The 19,734-nt window shown below is 71.7% G+C and carries 14 protein-coding genes and 1 pseudogene; 5 read left to right on the top strand and 10 right to left on the bottom strand.

Annotated elements, in window-relative coordinates:
* The first annotated feature begins 84 nt into the window (after positions 1 to 84).
* Both BGN98_RS09030 and BGN98_RS09025 read left to right on the top strand, forming a co-directional pair.
* Positions 85 to 1,917 (top strand): HSP90 family protein, encoded by a 1,833-nt coding sequence (locus BGN98_RS09030; RefSeq protein WP_288120953.1) that lies wholly within the window; start codon positions 85 to 87, stop codon positions 1,915 to 1,917.
* Entirely contained in the window at positions 1,914 to 4,715 is a 2,802-nt protein-coding gene (locus BGN98_RS09025) for a tetratricopeptide repeat protein (RefSeq protein WP_288120952.1), read from the top strand. The genes BGN98_RS09030 and BGN98_RS09025 overlap by 4 nt, the downstream gene beginning before the upstream one ends.
* 22 nt (positions 4,716 to 4,737) lie before the next feature.
* Here the strand turns inward: BGN98_RS09025 and BGN98_RS09020 are convergent, their stop codons facing one another.
* The 6 genes and pseudogenes from BGN98_RS09020 to gabT form a co-directional block, all read right to left on the bottom strand.
* Entirely contained in the window at positions 4,738 to 6,102 is a 1,365-nt protein-coding gene (locus tag BGN98_RS09020; protein ID WP_288120950.1) for an NAD-dependent succinate-semialdehyde dehydrogenase, read from the bottom strand.
* A 52-nt stretch (positions 6,103 to 6,154) separates the two neighbouring features.
* The gene (locus tag BGN98_RS09015) at positions 6,155 to 7,609 is read right to left on the bottom strand and encodes an NAD-dependent succinate-semialdehyde dehydrogenase (protein ID WP_288120948.1); all 1,455 of its coding nucleotides are present in this window, start codon (positions 7,607 to 7,609) and stop codon (positions 6,155 to 6,157) included.
* A complete protein-coding gene (locus BGN98_RS09010; RefSeq protein WP_061682596.1) occupies positions 7,606 to 9,159 on the bottom strand; it encodes an APC family permease in 1,554 nt (517 codons plus the stop codon). Before BGN98_RS09010 ends, BGN98_RS09015 begins: the two co-directional genes overlap by 4 nt.
* Positions 9,156 to 10,040, bottom strand: a complete 885-nt coding sequence (locus tag BGN98_RS09005) for a universal stress protein (protein ID WP_005049986.1) — start codon at positions 10,038 to 10,040, stop codon at positions 9,156 to 9,158. Before BGN98_RS09005 ends, BGN98_RS09010 begins: the two co-directional genes overlap by 4 nt.
* Positions 10,037 to 11,401: pseudogene (locus BGN98_RS09000) on the bottom strand (flavin monoamine oxidase family protein); the annotation flags it as partial. The pseudogene BGN98_RS09000 and the gene BGN98_RS09005, both read right to left, overlap by 4 nt.
* A gap of 31 nt (positions 11,402 to 11,432) precedes the next feature.
* Positions 11,433 to 12,782 carry a 4-aminobutyrate--2-oxoglutarate transaminase gene (gabT, locus tag BGN98_RS08995; RefSeq protein WP_197461913.1) on the bottom strand — a complete coding sequence of 450 codons (1,350 nt, stop codon included), beginning with the start codon at positions 12,780 to 12,782 and terminating at the stop codon, positions 11,433 to 11,435.
* 154 nt (positions 12,783 to 12,936) lie between these two features.
* Here gabT and BGN98_RS08990 point away from each other — a divergent pair, with 154 nt between their 5' ends.
* The 3 genes from BGN98_RS08990 to BGN98_RS08980 all read left to right on the top strand — a co-directional run bounded on the left by BGN98_RS08990 (position 12,937) and on the right by BGN98_RS08980 (position 16,194).
* Positions 12,937 to 14,472 carry a helix-turn-helix domain-containing protein gene (locus BGN98_RS08990; protein ID WP_288120947.1) on the top strand — a complete coding sequence of 512 codons (1,536 nt, stop codon included), beginning with the start codon at positions 12,937 to 12,939 and terminating at the stop codon, positions 14,470 to 14,472.
* A 64-nt stretch (positions 14,473 to 14,536) separates the two neighbouring features.
* On the top strand, positions 14,537 to 15,211 hold the full coding sequence (locus BGN98_RS08985; RefSeq protein ID WP_036287313.1) for a response regulator transcription factor: 675 nt from the start codon (positions 14,537 to 14,539) through the stop codon (positions 15,209 to 15,211).
* Positions 15,208 to 16,194, top strand: coding sequence for a sensor histidine kinase (locus tag BGN98_RS08980; RefSeq protein ID WP_061682589.1), 987 nt, complete (start codon positions 15,208 to 15,210; stop codon positions 16,192 to 16,194). Before BGN98_RS08985 ends, BGN98_RS08980 begins: the two co-directional genes overlap by 4 nt.
* 30 nt (positions 16,195 to 16,224) lie before the next feature.
* Here the strand turns inward: BGN98_RS08980 and BGN98_RS08975 are convergent, their stop codons facing one another.
* The 4 genes from BGN98_RS08975 to BGN98_RS08960 form a co-directional block, all read right to left on the bottom strand.
* Entirely contained in the window at positions 16,225 to 17,022 is a 798-nt protein-coding gene (locus BGN98_RS08975; protein WP_061682587.1) for an FAD:protein FMN transferase, read from the bottom strand.
* On the bottom strand, positions 17,019 to 17,555 hold the full coding sequence (locus BGN98_RS08970; protein WP_016464367.1) for an FMN-binding protein: 537 nt from the start codon (positions 17,553 to 17,555) through the stop codon (positions 17,019 to 17,021). Before BGN98_RS08970 ends, BGN98_RS08975 begins: the two co-directional genes overlap by 4 nt.
* A 19-nt stretch (positions 17,556 to 17,574) precedes the next feature.
* Positions 17,575 to 18,990 (bottom strand): ferredoxin reductase family protein, encoded by a 1,416-nt coding sequence (locus BGN98_RS08965; protein WP_061682586.1) that lies wholly within the window; start codon positions 18,988 to 18,990, stop codon positions 17,575 to 17,577.
* A 94-nt stretch (positions 18,991 to 19,084) separates the two neighbouring features.
* Positions 19,085 to 19,734, bottom strand: a 650-nt coding sequence (locus BGN98_RS08960) for a LacI family DNA-binding transcriptional regulator (protein ID WP_288120940.1), incomplete at its 5' end; no start/stop codon positions are given.

The raw sequence follows: 19,734 nt of genomic DNA, 5'->3' as shown, positions 1-19,734 counted from the left end.
TCCGCTCGCGGCCGGATCGCCAGCCTGCGCGCCGGGCAAATCCTCGAATAGCCTGGACAGGTCCCCGACGCTCCACACCGAAGTATGACGCTGAACGAGAACGCCGCCGCCCATCAGTTCCAGGTCGACCTGCGCGGGGTCATCGACCTGCTCAGCCGCCACATCTACTCCGGCCCCCGGGTGTACCTGCGGGAGCTGCTGCAGAACGCTGTCGACGCGATCAGTGCCCGTCGAGGCGTCGACGGAGGGGGCGGGCGTGTGCGGATCACGCCCGTCAGCGCAGCATCCGACGAGTTCGTCCTCCGCGACGACGGCGTGGGCCTGACGGCCGCCGAGGTCGCCGACCTGCTCGCCACCGTCGGCCGCAGCTCCAAGCGCGACATCTTCGATCTGCCGCGCGGGGACTACCTCGGGCAGTTCGGCATCGGGATGCTGTCGTGCTTCATGGTCTGCGACACCATCGTCATCCGCTCCCGCAGCGCGGTCACCGGCGAAGCCGTGGAGTGGGTGGGTCACTCCGACGGCACCTTCCGCGTCGGTCCGTGCACGCAGGACATTCCCGTCGGCACGAGCGTGCACCTGTCCCCCCGCGCGGAGACACGGACGCTGGTCGAGACCGCCACGGTGCGCGAGCTGGCCGAGACGTTCGCGGCCTATCTGCCGGTGACGATCGTGGTGGACCTGCCCGCCGGCGGCGAGATGACGATCACGACCGAGCCGCCGTTCCTCGCCGACGACCGCGACGCCCGTCTCGCCTACGGCCGTGACCTCATCGGCGCCGAACCTCTGGACGCCATCGCGCTGTCGGTGCCGGCCACCCTGACCCGCGGGGTCGCCTACGTGCTGCCCTATGCCCCTCCCCCGACGGCCCGGCAGAGCACGCGGGTATACCTGCACCGGATGCTGCTGACCGAGCGGGCCGACGACATCCTCCCCGACTGGGCGTTCTTCGCTCGGGCCGTGATCGATTCGGAGGGCCTGCACCCCACCGCCAGCCGGGAATCGCTCGTCGATGACGATGCCCTCGAGCAGACGCGGCGAGAGCTCGGCGACGGCATCCGCCGGTGGATCCTCGAACTGGCGCTGCACGACCCGGCACGCCTGGCGCAGTTCGTGGCGATCCACGAGGTGGCGCTGAAGTCGCTCGTGCGCCACGACGACGAGCTCGCCCGCTTCATCGTGCGATGGCTGTCGGTGGAGACCACGCAGGGACGGCAGCGCATCGAAGAGTTGGTGCGGCGCTATCCGCACGTGCGCTACACGGAGACGGTCGATGAGTTCCGTCAGGTCGCGAGCGTCGCCGACACGAGCGGTGTGCTGGTGGACGGCGGCTATGTCTACGACGCCGATCTCGTGCGCCTGCTGCCGAGGCTGTTCCCCGAGATCACCGTCGAGCGTGTCGACGTCGTCGATGAGATCGACCGTCTCGATCTTCCCCCGCTCGACCATCGCGACGCGGCGGTCGCCCTCGAACGGCGCGCGGCGGCGACGCTGGCCGACGTCGAGGTCATCGTGCGCGTGTTCGAGCGCACCGAGCTGCCGGGGCTGTTCGTCTCGGACCCGGCCGTGCTGCGCGCCCTCGACCGCGGGCGCGCCCGCAGCGCCGGCGGTGCCCTGTGGGCAGGCGTGCTCGACCGTGCCGCCACGGTCGCCGGAGTCGGCGATCGCGCGGCGGCCCCCGCGTCGCGGCTGTGCCTGAACTGGAACAACGACCTCGTGCGGCGGCTGGCCGCAACGCCCGCCGACGCGGGCGACCGGGTCTTCGCCCTGAGCGTGCGACTGCTCTACGTGCAGTCGCTGCTGGCCGGACACCACCCCCTCGGCGCGGCGGACCGCGCGCTCATGACCGCATCGCTGTCGGAGCTGCTCGGTCACGCCCTGCGCGCGGGCAACGACGAAGAACAAGGAGAATCATGACGAGCTACGCCACCCGCATCCGCGCCCTCTTCGACGACATCGACCGCACACCCTGGGGCCCCGAGGAGCCGGCTCTGGTCGCCGAGGCGGTCGCGTTGGCGCAGGAGAGCGGTGACGAGCGCCTCGAGTACGAAGCGCGGCTGCGCCAGACTTCGAGCGCGAACATGGCGGGCGACACCGACCTCATGCTGACCTCGTTCGCGTGGTGCCTGGCTCACCACGACGGCGACCCCGAGCGCTTTCCCGCGGTGCTGGAGCCCGCCGGTGATCTGCTCTGGCAGTACAAGTGGATGGCGGGCGCGTTGTCCAACTCCCCCGAGTTCGCCCCTGCGCAGATCGCCGCAGTGCTCGACGACATGCACGAGCACTATCGCCGCGCGGGGGTCGGAGAATCGGGCGTGCTGATGGCGCGCTTCGAAGACGCCTGGTCGGCAGGACGCGTCGAGGAGGCGACCGCGCTGCAGCGCACGCTGGAGGCGACGCCGCGTGACGACTACAGCCACTGCGACGCGTGCGTGCGCAGCCAGTTCGCCGGCTTCTTCGCCGAGACGGGACGCGAGGACGACGCCATCCGTCTGGTGCAGGAGATGATCGACGGCGGGTTCTCGTGCGGCGAGGAGCCCGAGCACGCCCTCGCCCGCATCCTTCTGCCCTCCCTGCGCGCCGGCATGCTCGACCAGGCGCGCGCCGCGCATCTGCGCAGCTACCGGCTCGCCAAGGACAACGCCGCCAACCTCGCGATCATCGCCGACAACGTCGTCTTCTGCGCGGTGACGGGCAACGAGGCCCGCGCCCTGGCTCTGGTGGAGAAGCACCTCCCCTGGCTCGTCGACGACGGGTTGGATGCCGCGGCGCACGAGACCGCTCTCGCATCGTTCGCCGTGGGCCTGGACGCGGTGGCCGCCGCGGGCCATCCCGACACCCCGGTGCGCGGCTCCGACGCCGACGAGCTCAGCACGCTGTTCGGCGCGCACGACGGAGCGTGGACGGCGGCCGCGCTCTCCTCCCGCGCGTGGGAACTCGCCGACGCGATCGCCGACGCGTTCGACGCGCGCAACGGCACCGACGCGCACCGGCTCGCCCTCACCCGCCTGCGGGACGCCGCGAGCGAGCGCTACGACGTGCCGATCCATTCGCACGAGTTCTCCGCGCTCGCCGTCTCCCCGACACCCTCGCCGCAGACGCCCGAGGAGCGCGTGACGCACGCCCTCGTGCTGACCGGAGCCGGATCGAGCGCAGCGATCGACGCGATCCGTGCGGCACTCCCCGATGCCGTCGGTGAGGACCGCATCGCTCTGAGCTCGCACCTGCTGTCGGCCCTGTGCTCCTACGGCCGTACGGATGAGGCGGCGGCGGAGCTGCCGGCACGCCTCGCGGCGCTGCGGGAAGAGGGCCGCGATGTGCAGGCAGGGCTCGAGGAACGCCTCGGTCTCGTGCTCTTCGGCGTCGACCTCGTCGAGTCGCTGCCGCGGCTTCAGGGCGAGCTCGACGCGCTCGGCGACGATCATCCCCTCGAACGCGCCGATCTGCTGTCGACGCTCGCGATCGGCCGGATGTGGGCGGGCGCCCACGCCGACGCGGTGGAGCCCGCCCGCGCCGCCGCAGCCCTGTTCGCCCAGTCCGGCGACGCCCGCCGAGCCCACGGCATGCGGCTGCTGGAGGCCGACGCCGTCGCTGCCGACGGCGACACGGCTGGCAGCGCCGGCCTGCTGGACGCGCTGCTGCACGACGAGGAGCTCGAGGACGGCCGTCGCGTGCGCGTGCTCGCGACGCGGGCCCGGCTCCACGGCGTCGCCGAGGCGTTCGCCGAGGGCGCGGCGGCGGCCGATGAGGCGGCGCGGGTCGCGGTGTCGATCGGTGTGGACGATGCGATGGTCTCGGAGATGTTCCTGCTGGCGGCCATGCTGCACGAGGACGACGGACAGCCGGCCGCCGCGGTGAGCCGCTACCGGGTCGCGGCGGAGCGGCGCGACGCGGTGGGTCTGCCCAGCGTCGACGTGCGCTTCCGCCAGGGCCGCGCGATGCTGGCGGCCGGTTACGCCGCCGAAGCGGTGGACACGCTCAACGAGGTGCTGCGCGAAGAGAGCGAGAACGGCGTGGAGCCGGGATCGCGGGCTCTGACCGCGGTGCTGCTCGCTCAGGCGCTGCATGCCGCCGAGGAGTACGGAAACGCGGTCGGGGCCTGGGCCTACGCGGCCGACCTCCGAGAAGAGGCCGAGGACGCCGTCGGACGCGCGTACGCGCTCGTGCAGCAGGGTCGCCTGCTCGGTCGCTTCGGGGCCACGGACGACGCCATCGAGGTTCTCACCGAGGCCGTCGATCTCGTCCGCGGCAACGAGGACGAAGTGGGGCTGCTCGCCGACGGCCTGCACGTGCTCGCGCAGGCGCATCAGCAGCGCGGCGACGAGGAGGCGGTGACGCTCATCGACGAAGCGCTGGAGCTCGGCCGTCGGCACGAGGCGACGTGGTTCGTGGCCGACGTCCTCGACACGCGCGCCCGGCTGCTCGTCGGTCAGGGACGGACGGATGCCGCCGTGGCGACTGCGCTGCAGGCCGCGGACACGTTCGCGGATGCCGGCGACCCGGCATCCGCGGGAGGGTCCGAGCTGCTGGCGGCACGGGTGCTGCGCGAAGCCGAGCGCGCCGACGACGCCGTCGCGCTCTACCGCGCGGCGTTCGAGCACGCGAGCGACGCGGAGCCGCTGCGGCAGGCCGTCGCGCTCGAGCTCGGCGACCTGCTCGAGGCCCTCGGGCGCCACGGCGAGGCCGCCGACGTCCGCGCGGTGCTGCCGGCCTGAGCCGGCCGGCAGCACCGGCGCGTCAGCCGGCGATGCGGATGAGCTTCTTGTTGACGAATTCCTCGGCGGCCAGCAGCCCCATCTCCCGTCCGGTGCCGCTGCGCTTGATGCCGCCGAAGGGCAGCTCGGGCGAGTCGGCGAGGACGATGTTGACGTAGACCATGCCGGCGTCGATGCGATCGGCGATGCGTGCCGCCTGCTCCTCGTCGGTGGTGAAGACGTAGGAGCCCAGACCGAACTCGGTGCCGTTGGCGATCTCGATCGCCTCGTCCTCGCCGCTGACCCGATAGACGACACCGACGGGTCCGAAGAACTCCTCGCGATACGCGTCCATGTCCGCCGTCACACCCGTGATCACCGTGCCGGGGAAGAACGCCCCGTCGCGCGAGCCCCCCGTGACGACGGTCGCGCCCTGCGCGACGGCGCGGTCGACCTGGTCCTGAAGCCGCTCGGCGGCGGCGAGCGAGGAGAGCGGCCCCAGGACCGTGTCCTCGGCGAAGGGATCGCCGACCTTGGCCCCCTCCAGCGCGGCCGCGAACTTCTCGACGAAAGCGTCGTGGAGCTCGTCGGCGACGAGGAAGCGCTTGGCGCCGTTGCAGGACTGTCCGTTGTTGTCCAGGCGCGCATCGACGGCGGCCTGCACCGCCGCGTCGAGGTCGTCGGTCGACAGCAGGATGAACGGGTCGGAGCCGCCCAGCTCCAGAACGACCTTCTTGAGGTTGCGCCCCGCGATCTCGGCGACGGCGGCTCCCGCGCGCTCGCTGCCGGTCACCGAGACGCCGTGCACACGCCGATCGGCGATGACCTCGGCGGCCTGATCGTTGGTCAGACGGACATCGACGTACGCGCCGACGGGGAAGCCCGCATCGGCGTAGATCTGGGCGATCGCGGCGGCCGACTGGGGGCACTGCGGCGCATGCTTGAGCAGGATGGTGTTGCCGATCGCCAGGTTCGGCGCCGCGAAGCGCGCGACCTGGTAGTACGGGAAGTTCCACGGCATGATGCCCAGAAGCACGCCCAGAGGCGAGCGGCGGATCACCGCGGTGCCCTCCCCGAGGATGTCGATGGGCCGGTCGCCGGTGATCTCGTCGATGTGATCGGCGTAGAACTCCGTGATGTCGGCGGCGAAGTCGACCTCACCCTCGGCCGCAGCGAGCGGTTTGCCCATCTCCCGCACGATGATCGCGGCCAGCTCGTCGCGGCGCTCGCGATGCAGTTCGGCGACGCGGCGCAGCAGCGCCGCACGATCCGCCGGCGTCGAGGTGCGCCCCCACGTCTGGGCCGCCTCGTGCGCGGCCGCGACGGCGGCCTCGACCTCGGCGGCCGTGAAGTCGGGGTAGGTGGCGAGCGTCTCGCCGGTGGCGGGGTTCACAACCGCATACGTCATCGTCGTTCTCCGTTCGTGTCGACCGAGGGTCGGGTGGCGTCAGGGGCAGGGATCAGGCGGGGATCAGCGTGTACTTGGTCGAGAGGAACTCGTGGATGCCTTCGAGGCCCCCCTCACGGCCCACTCCGGACTGCTTGACACCGCCGAACGGCGCCGCCGCGTTGGAGACGACGCCCGCGTTCAGGCCCATCATGCCGGTTTCCAGACGGTCGATCATCCGCATGCCGCGCGCGAGATCCTCGGTGAAGACGTAGGACACCAGACCGTACTCCGTGTCGTTGGCGAGGCGCACGGCCTCCTCCTCGTCGCTGAACGTGGCGATCGCCAGCACCGGGCCGAAGATCTCCTCGCGGAGGATGTCGCTGCCGCCGGCCACGTCCGTGATCACGGTGGGCTCGAAGAACGTCCCCGGGCCATCGATGGCCGATCCGCCGGCGAGCAGGCGTGCACCGCGCGCGACGGCATCCGAGACGAGCGCCTCGGCGCCCTCGACGGCCTTGCGGTCGATGAGCGGACCGATCTGCACGCCCTCCTCGGTTCCCCGTCCCACGCGCATCGCGTTCACGCGTTCGGTCACCCGGCGCGCGAACTCGTCGGCGACCGAAGTGTGCACGATGAAGCGGTTGGCGGCGGTGCAGGCCTGGCCGATGTTGCGGAACTTCGCGAGCATCGCGCCGTCGACGGCCTTGTCGAGGTCGGCGTCGTCGAACACGACGAACGGCGCATTGCCGCCGAGTTCCATGGACACGCGCAGGACGCCTTCGGCCGCCTGGGCGATGAGCTTCTTGCCCACCGGCGTCGAGCCCGTGAACGAGAGCTTGCGCAGGCGCGGGTCGGCGATGATCGGCGCCGACAGGGCGCCGGAGTGCGTCGTGGTCACGACGTTGACGACTCCGGCGGGCAGCCCCGCCTCGACGAGCAGTCCGACGAAGGCGAGCGTCGTCAGCGGGGTGAGCTCGGCCGGCTTGATGACCACCGTGCAGCCGGCGGCGAGCGCCGGGGCGATCTTGCGGGTGGCCATCGCGAGCGGGAAGTTCCACGGGGTGATGAAGAAGCACGGTCCGACGGGGCGCTGGCTGACGATCATGCGTCCCGTGCCCTCGGGGTTCGAGCCGAACCGGCCCGAGATGCGCACCGCCTCCTCGCTGAACCAGCGCAGGAACTCGCCGCCGTAGGTGATCTCGCCGCGCGCCTCCGCGAGCGGCTTGCCCATCTCGAGGGTCATCAGCAGCGCGATCTCGTCGGCGCGCTCCATCAGCAGGTCGAATGCCCGGCGGAGGATGTCGCTGCGGCGCCGCGGCGCGGTCGCCGCCCACTCCTCCTGAGCCGCGACCGCCGCGTCCAGGGCGCGGATGCCGTCTTCGGGCGACGCGTCGGCGATCTCGACCAGGGTCTCACCGGTCGCGGGATCGACGACGGGGAAGGTCCCGGCCGAGCCGGCGACCCACTCGCCGCCGATGAACAGTCCGCGGGGAACCTTCTCGAGCAGTGCGCTTTGCGTGATCAACGTGCGGCCTCCTTCAGGCGACGGGTGCTGGCAGGGGCGTCCGTGGCGAGGGTCTCGCCGCGGAAGAACGCGGGACGTGTCACCGACTGCCAGATCATGAGGGCGATACCCACCACGATGATGAGCATGCCGAGGATGAAGACGATCCCGACGCCGCCGACGTTGGCGCCGGAGCCGTAGTCGGGATCCATGGAGTCGATGAGCGTCGTGAAGAACAGGATGCCGAGGATCACGCCGCCCACGAGCGGGAACAGGAACGTGAAGAAGACGTTGCGCACCGAGTCGAACCACTGCTTGCGGAAGTACCAGACGCACGCGAAGGCCGTGATGCCGTAGTAGAAGCAGATCATCATGCCGAGCGTGAGGATCGTGTCCCAGAGGGTGTTCTCACTCACGACGCGCATGACCGCGTAGAACGCGGAGGCGACCACTGCCGACACGATCGTGGCGAAGCCGGGCGTGAAGAAGCGCGGGCTGACCCGCGCGAACGCCGGCGGGAGGGCGCCGTAGTGTCCCATCGACAGGAGCGTGCGCGCCGGTCCCACGAACGTCGACTGCAGCGACGATGCCGACGAGGTGAGCACCGCGAGCGACACGAGGAAGGCGAGTGGCCCGAGGATCGGTCCGGACAGGTGGAAGAACACGTTGCCCTGGATGTCCTCGTTGCCCAGACCCAGCTCCCCCGTGCCGACCCCGGCGTACATGATCATCGCGACGGCCAGCAGGAGGTAGATCGAGACGATCGTCAGCACCGTGATGGTCGCTGCACGACCCGGCGTCCTCTCGGGGTCCTTCGTCTCCTCGTTCATGGTGAGGGTGACGTCCCACCCCCAGAAGATGAAGATCGACAGCGACAGGCCCGCGGCGAACGCGCTGAACGAGCTGACGGCGAACGGGTTGAACCAGCCGATGTCGAACGGCTGGACGTCGAAGCCCTTGCCGCTGACGGCCTCGACGATGGCGGCGATCGCGAAGAACAGCAGCACGGCGACCTGGAAGGTCACGAGCACGTACTGCAGCTTCTGGGTGGTCTGCATGTCGCGGTAGGAGATGAAGGTGGCCGCGAGCATGAACAGAAGACACACGCCCACGTTGATCCACGTGTTCGACGCGAGGTCGGCGATCTCGGCGTTGCCCGTCACCTGCGACAGCAGCAAGAAGAGGAAGTCCACGGCGACGCCGGCCAGGTTCGACAGCACGAGGATCGTGGCGACCACGAGTCCCCACCCGGCCATCCAGCCGACCCACGGTCCGAAGGCGCGCGCCGCCCAGGTGAAGCTGGTCCCGGCATCCGGCATGCGGTTGTTGAGCTCGCGGTAGCCGAAGGCGACCAGGAGCATCGGGATGAATCCCACGAGGATGATCGCCGGGATCTGCGCGCCCACCGCGGATGCCGTGGGGCCGACGGCCGCCGTGAACGTGTACGCCGGGGCGATGCAGGAGATCCCGATGACGACGGCGCCGATCAGGCCGATCGTGCCGGCGCTGAGTCCCTTGCTGGAGAGAGCCCCGGTCGTGGAGGCGGCGTCGGTCGTGGAGGGTGTGCTCATCGTCGAGACTCCTCGGAGTGGGTTCGGGGGACGACGATCACCGGCACGGTGATCTCGTGCAGCATCTTCGCCGCGGTCGAGCCGAGGAACAGGCGGCGCGGCTGCGCGAGGCGGCTCGAGCCGACGAGCACGAGTTCACCCGGCTGCCAGTCGAGGTAGGACACGGCCTCCTCGATGCTGTCGCCGGCGGCGACCGCGACGTCGGTGTGCAGGCCGCCAGGAAGCTCCGCCCGAGCCGCCGCGAGCACCTCGTCGGCCTTCGTCGTGCCGGCGAGGCGGATGGCGCCCGTGTCGGCGGACGGCGGAAGATCGACCGGCAGCAGGGAGAGCAGTCGGACGGGCACGCCGAGGGTCTCCGCGAGCGCTGCGGTCTCGGCGATGAGGGCGTCGGCCCCGGGCCGCATGCCGATCGCGACCGTCAGCCGGGTGATGCCGGTCTCGGGCGCGATCTTGCGTGCCCCCCGCGGGACGAGGACGACCGGCACATCCGACGAGTGCAGCAGCTCGCTCGTCGTCGAGCCGAGGCGGTGCCGGCCGCGCGAGGCGCCGTCGGCGGCGCCGACCACGATGTACGAGGCACCCAGTTCGTCGGCGATCTCGATGAGGCCCTCGGCGAACGACTCGGCCGGGCGCACATGGGCGTGCGCGACGACGTCGGCGGGGATCCGATCGATCGCCTGGGCGATCCAGGTCTGCGCCTGCGCGTGTAGGTGCCGTTCGTACCCGGCATCCGGGGGCGTGATGACGCTGCGGTCGGAGCTGGGCAGGATGATCGCGACGTCGAGCACGGCGTCGAGGGCCGCCGCGAGCCGCGCGGCGAACGCGACGGCGTCGCGTCCGGGCTTGGTCGCGGTGTATCCGACGACGACGTGCCCGCTCACGTGTGGACCTCGTCCAGGATCTGCTGCGCCGCGAGGCGCCCCATGCGGATGGCTCCGTCGACGTGCTGATAGCCGGCGCCGGCCATGTCGCTGCAGGCGAAGTGGATCGGTCCGACGGGGGTGCGCAGGTCGGCCCCGTAACGGTGCAGGCCGCCGAGGTCGAACGATGCCGCGTACGCGCCGCGCGTCCACTCCTCGCTGCCCCAGTCGCTCTCGTAGTAGACGACCGGATCCTTCGCCTCGGGGCCGTAGTAGTGGCTGAGCGACTCGAGGATGCGCTCCTTGCGCTCCTCGGCGCTGAGGCGGAACAGGTCGTCGGCCGTGCGGTCGGAGACGAAGCCCACGAGGGTTCCGCGCTCATCGCCGTGGTTCGTGTTGTCGTAGGCCTCGTGCGAGAGCTCGTAGGGGCTGAACGCCGTGCCCGACAGGCCCTTCTCTCGCCAGAAGGGCGTCTCGTAGACGGCGTGCACCTTGATGACGAAGCCCATCGAGATGTGCTGGTGCATCTGATGCTGCAGACGCGGCAGCGGCGGCACGAACGAGATGCGGTTGTACAGCACCGGCGCGAGCGCCAGGATCGCGTGGCGGGCGCGAACGGTGACACCGTCGGCGACGGCCACGACGCCCTCTCCCTCGGAGTACTCCAGGGTACGCACCGGCTGGCCCAGGAAGACGTCGTCGCCCAGGCGCTCGGCCAACAGCAGCGGCACCTGCTGCAGTCCGCCGACGACGCGCTTGTCGAGGATGAAGTCGGCGTCGACGAGGTTCGTGTAGCTTCCGGCGGATGCCGCCATCAGCAGCGACTGCAGCAGTGAGAAGGAATGGGTCGGCTTCGTGAGCATCGCCGATCCGGTGGGGAAGGCGAGGTTGCGGATGGCCTCGTCGTCATCGGTCTGCTCGCGCAGCCACGCATCCCAGGAGACGGTGTCCCACTGCGCCGCCTGCGGATGGGCCCAGGGGCGGTCGGGGTCGATCTCGGCGACCATCGCGTCGAGGCGTGCGGTGACCTCGGCGATGGTCTTCTCGGTCTCGGCGCTCACGGGGAACATCTCGCCGGTGTAGCGGTGGGCGATGCCATCGGGTCCGATGTACACGCTGTCGCCGTCGCGGTAGCGGTCGAAGGTCTCCAGCCCCAGCTCCGCGATGGTCTCCTTGAGCGCATCCTGGTCGGGCGAGACCCACTGGCCGCCGATCTCGAGCATCGCACCCTCGATCGTGTCGGTCCACAGACGCCCGCCGACGCGGTCGCGGGCTTCGAGCACGGCGACCGACAGCCCCGCCTTCTTGAGCTGGTTGGCGGCGGTCAGTCCCGCCGCTCCGGCGCCGATGACGACGACGTCGCGCGTGATCTCGGTCATTGTGTCTCCTCTGTAGGCGCGGGGCCGGGGCGGGTCAGTGGGCGGCGAGGGCGGCGGCGACGACGTCGACGCCCTCGGTGAGCAGCTCGTCGGAGATCGACAGAGGCGGCAGGAAGCGGATGACGTTGCCGTAGGTGCCGCAGGTGAGGACGATGACGCCCTCCGCGATCGCCGCCTTCGCGACGGCGGAGGTCAGGGCGGCATCCGGGGCCTTCGTCTCGGGGTCGACGAACTCGACCGCGATCATCGCGCCGGCTCCGCGCACCTCGCCGATGCGCGCGTCGGACTGCTGCAGGGACTCGAAGCGGGCGCGGAGGATCCCCCCGATCTCGCGCGCCCGCTCGAGCATCCCGTCGTTCTCGAAGGCGTCGATCGCGGCGATCGCCGCCGCGCAGGCGACCGGGTTGCCGCCGTAGGTGCCGCCGAGGCCTCCGCCGTGGGTGGCATCCATGATCTCGGCGCGACCGGTGACCGCCGCCAGCGGCATGCCGCCCGCGATGCCCTTGGCCGTCGTGATGAGGTCGGGAACGATGCCGAACAGCTCGCTTGCGAACATCGCGCCGGTGCGGGCGAAGCCGGTCTGCACCTCGTCGGCGATGAAGACGACGCCGTTCGCACGGCACCAGTCCACGACCGCCGGCAGGAATCCCTCCGCGGGGACGATGAAGCCGCCCTCGCCCTGGATCGGCTCGATGATCACGGCCGCCAGGTTGTCGGCGCCGATCTGCTTCTCGATGAGCGAGATGGCCTTCGCCGCGGCATCCGCGCCGCTCAGGCCGTCGCGGAACGGGTAGGAGGCCGGCACGCGGTAGACCTCGGAGGCGAACGGACCGAATCCGCTCTTGTACGGCATCGACTTCGCGGTGAGGGCCATCGTGAGGTTGGTGCGGCCGTGGTAGGCGTGGTCGAACGCGACGACGGCCGGGCGGCCGGTGGCCTTGCGGGCGATCTTGATCGCGTTCTCGACGGCTTCGGCGCCGGAGTTGAACAGCGCCGACTTCTTCGCGTGGTCGCCGGGGGTGAGGCGGTTGAGCTTCTCGGCGACGGCGACGTACGACTCGTACGGCGAGATCATGAAGCACGTGTGCGTCATCTGCGCGACGGCGGCCTGCACCGCCGCCACGACGCCCGGGTGGGCATTTCCGACACTGGTGACGGCGATGCCGCTGCCGAGGTCGATGAGCGAGTTGCCGTCGGCGTCGACCACGACGCCACCGCCGGCCGCGACGGCTTCGATGGGCACCGTGTGAGCGACACCCGATGCGACGGCGGCGCTCTTGCGCGCCAGCAGTTCCTGCGAGCGGGGGCCGGGGATCGCGGTGACGAGGCGGCGCTCCTGCGCCAGGGACGGACCGCCGATGACGGCGCTGTCGATGATGCTCATGCCGGGAGCGTATGAGCCGCGGATGCCGAGCCACACCCTCCGCCGTGTACATTCTGTGATCAGGCGCATACGCGGCGTACAGCCACGTCGTGCCCGTCGTCGGGCACCCGCCCCGGATCGACCGAGGACCGCGCCGAGGAGGAGGCCGCCGCCCATGACCGAGACGCAGCCGACTCTGCGCGCGCTTCTCGCGCGCCGCGACCTCGAGCTGCGGCTCGCCTCGAGCGCCGACGATCTCGACGACGGCGCGCTGGACGCTCCGCTGCGCTGGGTGCACAGCTCCGACCTCATCGACCCCACGCCCTTCTTGGCCGATGACCTGCTGCTGCTGACGACGGGCACGCAGTTCGTCGGGCCGGCCGGCGACGGCGAGTCGGGCGAGGACGCCGCCGCCGCCTACGTGTCGCGCCTGCGCGCCCGCGGCGTGCGCGGGCTGGGGTTCGGCACCGAAGTGGTGCGCGACGGCATCCCGCCGACCCTCGTCCTCGCCTGCGCCGCGCAGCGGATGCCGCTGTTCGAGGTTCCCTATCGCACCCCGTTCATCGCGCTGGCACGGGCCAACGCCGAAGCCATCGCCGCTCAGGCCTACGCCCGGCGTACCTGGGCGCTGTCGGCGCAGCGGGCGATCTCTCTGGCCGCACTGCGTCCGGACGGGCTGGCGGCGACCGTCGCCGAACTCGCCGCTCAGCTCGGTGCGTGGGTCGGGCTGTTCGACGCCGCCGGCACCCTGACCCAGAGCGCCCCCGCCGACGCCCTCGACGACGGAGCCGTCGCCGCCGTCACGACAGAAGCCGGTGCCGTGCTGCGCCGCGGGGCGCGTGCGGCGTCGACACTCGAGATCGATGATCGACGCGTCACGATGCAGACCCTCGGCCGTGGAGGGCACCTCCGCGGACTCATCGCGATCGTCGGCGCCGACCTCGACCTGGAGGGACGCAGTGTCGTGACGTCGGTCATCGCGATGGCCGGCCTCGCCCTCGAGCAGAACGTGGGACTCGGCCGCGCCCGTGCGGCGCTGCGAGCCGGACTGCTGCAGACGCTCCTCGACGACGACCCGCACCTGGCGCGGCGCGTCTCGCGCGAACTGTGGGGCCCGTTGCCGGCGAGCCCCGTCGTGGTCGGGGTCGCCGCCGTCGCCGCCAACCGCACCGACGCCGCCGTCGACTGGCTCGAGCTGCAGGCCGCCGAACGCGGCGGCTTGTTCTACGCGCGCAGCGGCGACGGCATCGTCGTGGTCGTCTCCGCCGCCGACGAGGGCGCGCCCACCGCGCTCGCGGGTCTGCTGGATGCCGCGGTGGGGCTTTCGGAGCCCACCGACTACAGCGGATTCTCCCGCGCCCACGCGCAGGCCCTCACCGCGCTGCGCACCGCCGTGAGCGGCACCGTTACGCGCTTCGCGGATGCCGCCGGCGTGCTGTCGAGCCTCGACTCCCCTGCCGCCCGCGCCCTCGCCGACGCGCGGCTGCGTCCGCTGCGGGCGCACGACCAGGCCCAGGGCACTGCGCTCGTGGAGACCGTGCGCACCTGGCTCACCCACGACGCGCGCATCGACGAGGCCGCGCGCGCTCTCGGCATCCATCGCCATACGGTGCGCGCCAGGGTGGCGCAGGCGCAGCAGCTGCTGGGTGTGGATCTGTCGAGCTTTCCGGCGCGTGCGGAGCTGTGGGCCGCGCTCGTTGCCGCCGGGTGATGCGGTCTTGGCGGATTCTTGGCGCGGATGTGGGTGAATGGTGGCGGCGAGGATCGGAGGAGCGATGACCCGCGACGGTGCACGGCCACGCCTGCTCTACGTCGAAGACGACCCGACGATCGCGGGGATGACGGTCGAGGTGCTCTCCGAGGTCTATGACGTCACGCACCTGACCGATGGCCTCGCCGCACGGGAGCGCGTGCTCGCCGAGCGCTTCGACGTGCTGGTCGTCGACCGGCGCCTGCCCGGGCTGGACGGCGTGGAGATCGTTCAGGCGATGCGCACCGCACGCCTCACGACGCCCGTGCTGCTGCTGACGGCTCTCGGTGCCGTCGCCGACCGGGTCGACGGCCTCGACAGCGGCGCAAACGACTACCTCGTCAAGCCGTTCGACTTCGAGGAGCTGCTCGCGCGGCTGCGCGCCCTCGTGCGCGGTCACCACGCCGAGGGACGTCGGCGCCACCTCGGCGACTGGACCTTCGTCGCCGAGTCGCGCACCCTCTACGGCGACGGCGGCGAACGCGTCACGCTGACGGCGACCGAGGCGCGCCTGGTGGCGCTGCTGAGCGAGAGCCCCGAGCACGTCTTCTCCCGCGACGAGATCCTCCGTGCCGTCTTCTCCTCCGATGATGCACTGAGCTCGGTCGACACCTACGTGCACTACATCCGCCGCAAGGCGTCGCCCGAGATCATCGAGACCGTTCGCGGTCGCGGCTACCGTGCGGGGAGCCCCTCGTGAGCGACGAGGCCGACCGCCGGCGCGTTCGTCGCGCCGCGGTCCACGTCGGTCTGCTCGTCGGTGCCGCATCGGCCGTCGTGGTGACGGCGGGAGTCGCGCTTCTCGTGGCCGTCCTGCTGCTGTCGGCCCGACCCGAACTGCACCACAACGGCGAGGGCGGCGGCCGCAGCGGTCCGCCGGACGGCGACCGCATCGTCGTCGACGTCGACCGCATCCTCCCCTGGGTCGTCGCGCTCGGTCTCGCCGGGGTGGCGCTGCTCGCCCTCGTCGCCTGGTTCGCCGCCCGCCGCGCGGTGGCCCCGTTGGCCGGTGCCCTGCGGCTGCAGCGCCGCTTCGTCGCCGACGCGAGCCACGAGATCCGCACGCCGCTGACGGCTCTCACGAGCCGGACGCAGATCCTGGAGCGCCGCTACCGACGCGGCGAAGACCTCACCGACACGCTCGCGGCGCTGCGCGCCGACGCGTCGGTCATGGACGCCGTGCTCACCGACATGCTGCTGACGGCGGAGGGAACGGCGACGGATGCCGAGCCCGCCGTCGTCGACGCGGCGCTGACGGCCGCGGCGGCCACGGTGGCGCCGCTGGCCGAGGAGGCGGGCGTGCGCGTCCGCGTCGGTCAGGGCGACGGCGCGGGCCTGCGGGTGCGCCTTCCCCGCGTCACCCTCGACCGGCTCTGCGTCGCGCTCCTGGACAACGCAGTGCAGCACACCCCGGGCGGCGGCGAGGTCGCACTGTCGGCGCGATCCGACGGACGGGGGGTCGCGATCCGGGTGCGCGACGGCGGCAGCGGCATCGCCGATGCCGATCGCGAGCGCATCTTCGAGCGCTTCGCCCGCGGCCCGGAGTCGGGGCGGCGGCGCGGCTTCGGCCTGGGTCTCGCGCTCGTGCGCGAGGCGGCCGAGGCGGCCGGGGGCCGGATCGAGATCGAGCGGACGTCGGCGGCCGGTACCACCATGCTGCTCTGGCTGCCGCAGGCTGCGTAGCGGCCTCAGGCCGCGGGCGCCGTAGCGGCCTCAGTCCGCGGTCGCCGCGACGGTCTCGACGCCGACGCCCGCGACCCATCGACGGACACCGGCGTCGGTGACCGTCATCGCCGACCGCAGCGGCGCGTCCCACAGCCACCCGGTGTCCTCGCCGGCAGCGACGGCGAGGGCGGTCGCCCACACGTCGGCGGTGGTGAGGTCGTCCGCAACGACCGTCGCGCTCACCGCAGCCGACACCGCGATGCCGGATCGAGGGTCGACGAGGTGCGCTCCCCGCTCGGCGGTTCCGGAGGTGGCGACGGCGCCGTTGCGCACCCGCAGCGTCGCCAGGGCCGCCCCCGGCCGCACCGGGTCGGCGATGCCGACGGTCCACGACCAGGGCGCACCGGGCGCGGTCCACACCCTCAGGTCGCCGCCGACGTTGATGCCGACGGCGCTCACCCCGGGCATCGCGAGCAGCGGCTGGAGGTGCGCCGTCGCGGCGACATCCGTCGCCCAGCCCTTCACGTAGCCGGTGGGATCGAAGCCTTCCCGCCAGAAGGCGCTGAACCGCCCGCCGGTCGCCTCCTCGACTCGTCGGCAGGCATCGGCGACATCCGTCAGCCGCGGATCGGCGTCGGCGAAGCTCAGCTCGCCGCGGCGCAGCCGCGAGATCTCCGAGTCCGCACGGTACGTCGAGAAGATCGCCTCCAGCTCGCGGAGCGCCGCGACGGTGGAAGCCGCGGCATCCGTCGCCGCCGCGCACGCGTCAGGAGTGCCGATGACGTGGATGCTGGCGGTCGTGCCCATGAGCTCCGCCGTCCAGGCGCGGCGGCTGGGTTCGCTCATGCCGAGGCCTGGTCGATCGCCGACTGGAGCGAGTCGAGGTACCCGGTGCTCGTGTACGTCGCCCCCGACACCATGTCGATCTGCGCGCTCTGGGCCGAGAGCGTCTCGGAGATCAGCTGCGGCAGGGCGTCCTGGTTGATCTGACGGTCGCGGCTGCTGTAATCGGGGTAGGCCGGCGTCTGCACGTCGGTGATCACGCCGCCCGAGACGGTGATCTGCACCTGCAGCGCCCCGTAGCGCGTGTTGACCGCGGAGCCCGTGAACGTGCCGTCGGCGAGCCCGCTCTTCGACGTGGTCGTCGTCGAAGAGGTCGCCCCCGACGACGAGCTCGAACTCGACCCGCCGGGGGTCGTCGTGGTCGACGAGGTCCCGGCCGACGGCGACGCCGGAGCCGGGGTGACGCGGGTGGCGTCCGTGCGATTCGCGTTCAGCGGTGCGGCGACGGCCGCGTCCTCGGGAAGGGAGGTGCGATAGCTGAACAGCAGCACGAGGCCGCTGACGGTCGCGAGCAGGGCGTAGACGATTCTCTTCATGGTGGTGTCCTCTCTGAACTCAGACGCCGAAGGCTTCGCTGTGGATTTGAGCGGCCGGCACCCCGGCAGCCCGCAGGTCGCGACGCACCGAGGCCATCCACGGCTCGGGGCCGCAGAGGTAGACGTCGTGATCGTGGATGCCGGGCACCATCCGCCGCAGCATCTCCGCACCACGCCCATCGGCGAACGTCACCGGCAGCCACGTCGATCCGGCGCGGCGGCGCGGACCGTGCAGAGCCACGTGGTGCAGGCCCCGGCGCGCGACCAGGCGCTCGATCTCGCGCACGCGCATCGACTCGGCCGCCGCATGGTCGCGAGTGATCAGGATCGCCTCGCCGGGCGCATACGGCTCGGCCTCGAGAAGCGAGACGAGGGGTGCGACGCCGGCGCCGGCACCCATCATGACGATCCCCCGCCGCGTCCGCGCCTCGCCCGTGAACTCGCCGTAGGGCCCTTCGATCAACACGCGCGTGCCCCGGCGGAGAGTCGCCAACCGGCGCGTCCCGTCGCCGACCATGCGGGCCGCGACGACGAGTTCGCCGCGGCGGGGGTCGGCCGCCAGCGACAGCGGGACTCCGCGCGTCCAGCCGGGTGCGCCCAGAAACCGCCAGACGAAGAACTGACCGGCGCGGGCGCCGAGGCGCTCCAAGCCGCGTCCGCGCATGCGGACCACGACGCCCACCGGCCCGTCTGCCTCGACGGCGACGACGCGGATGTCGTGACGCGCGGAGCGCCACAGCGGCAGCGCCACGCGGAAGACGATGACCGCGGCGGCGGTCGCCGCCCACAGTCCCCACCAGTACACCTCGGCGAGCGGATGCGCGGCGAAATCGGCGCCGGTCCACAGCATGTGCGGAATCGCCAGCCCGACACCGAGGTACCCGTACAGGTGCAGCAGGTGCCACGACTCGTAGCGCATGGCACGCCGCGCTCGGCGGATGCTGGTCACCACGACGAGCACCAGCAGGCCCGTTCCCGCCGTCGCGAGCATCATCCCGGGGTAGTTCCAGACGAAGTCCCACAGCTGGGCGATCACGTTGACACCGGCCTGGGCGGCGTAGCCGACCACCAGCAGGGCGATGTGGGCCAGCAGCAGCCAGAACGACCAGAAGCCGACCCAGCGGTGCATCCGCGTGATCGCATCGCGCCCGAAGGCTCGCTCGAACAGCGGCACGCGCGCCATCAGCAGCACCTGGTACAGCAGCAGATTCGCCGAGACGAGACCAGTGATCCGCCCCAGCGTGTTCAAGGTGTCGGCATCCATCGCCCGCAGGTCCTGCACGGCGCCACCGGCGATCCACAGCGCGACGACGAACAGGCTCGTCGCCCAGATGACGCCGATCGCGAGCAGCCGCCAGAGGGGGCGGCGCGAGCGGATGCCGACGCGCGGCACGGCGGCGATGAATGTGGATCGCGTGGCGGCCTGTGTGGTCATGCGTCGAGCGTCGCCGACCGGCTCTGAGACAAGGCCAAGAATCAGCGGCTCACGCGGCATCCATAGGAATCTGATAGCCCGCCGACACGGACGATCAACATCCGCAGCTGCGCCGCAGCACGACCCGCGGCGCGAACACCGCGTCGAAGCGGGCGTGCCCGTCGGGCAGCGCACCGGCGGTGCCGGCGAGGATGCGGGCGGCGGCGCGCCCCATCGCCTCCATCGGCTGGCGCACGGAGGTGAGTGTCGGCGTGCTGAGCCGACCGGCCAGGATGCCGTCGAACCCGGTGACGGCCACCTCGTCGGGCACGCGCACGCCGAGGCCGGCGAGCGCATCCAGCGCCATGAGGGCGTGCTGGTCGCTCGCGCAGACGAGAACACGCGGCAGCGCACCGCGGACGTGGAGCGCGCCGAGCTGCTCGAGCATCCGATGCGGACCGCGCACGGTGCCGTCGATCGGCTCGTCACGGGGACGCAGACCCCACCGCATCAGCGACGCCCGGTACTCCCGAAAGCGTTCGGAGTTGTCGAAGCCCTCCTGGCGCCCGACGAAGGCGACGTCGTCGTACTGGTGGTCGCCGACGAGGTGGTCGATCAGCGCACTCATCCCTCCGGCGTTGTCCACGCGAACGCGGTGATGGGGATCGTCGCCGGGAGCGACACTGAACAGCACGGTCGGGATCGTCGCGGGCATCCGCAGCAGGGCCGCCGGCAGCACCGGCGACGGGAAGATGGCCAGTCCGT

It is taken from the genome of Microbacterium sp. 69-7, assembly GCF_001897985.1.
In the GTDB taxonomy this organism is placed as follows: domain Bacteria; phylum Actinomycetota; class Actinomycetes; order Actinomycetales; family Microbacteriaceae; genus Microbacterium; species Microbacterium laevaniformans.
Note: the sequence above shows the minus strand (reverse complement) of the source record. Positions and strands in the feature narration are given on the sequence as shown.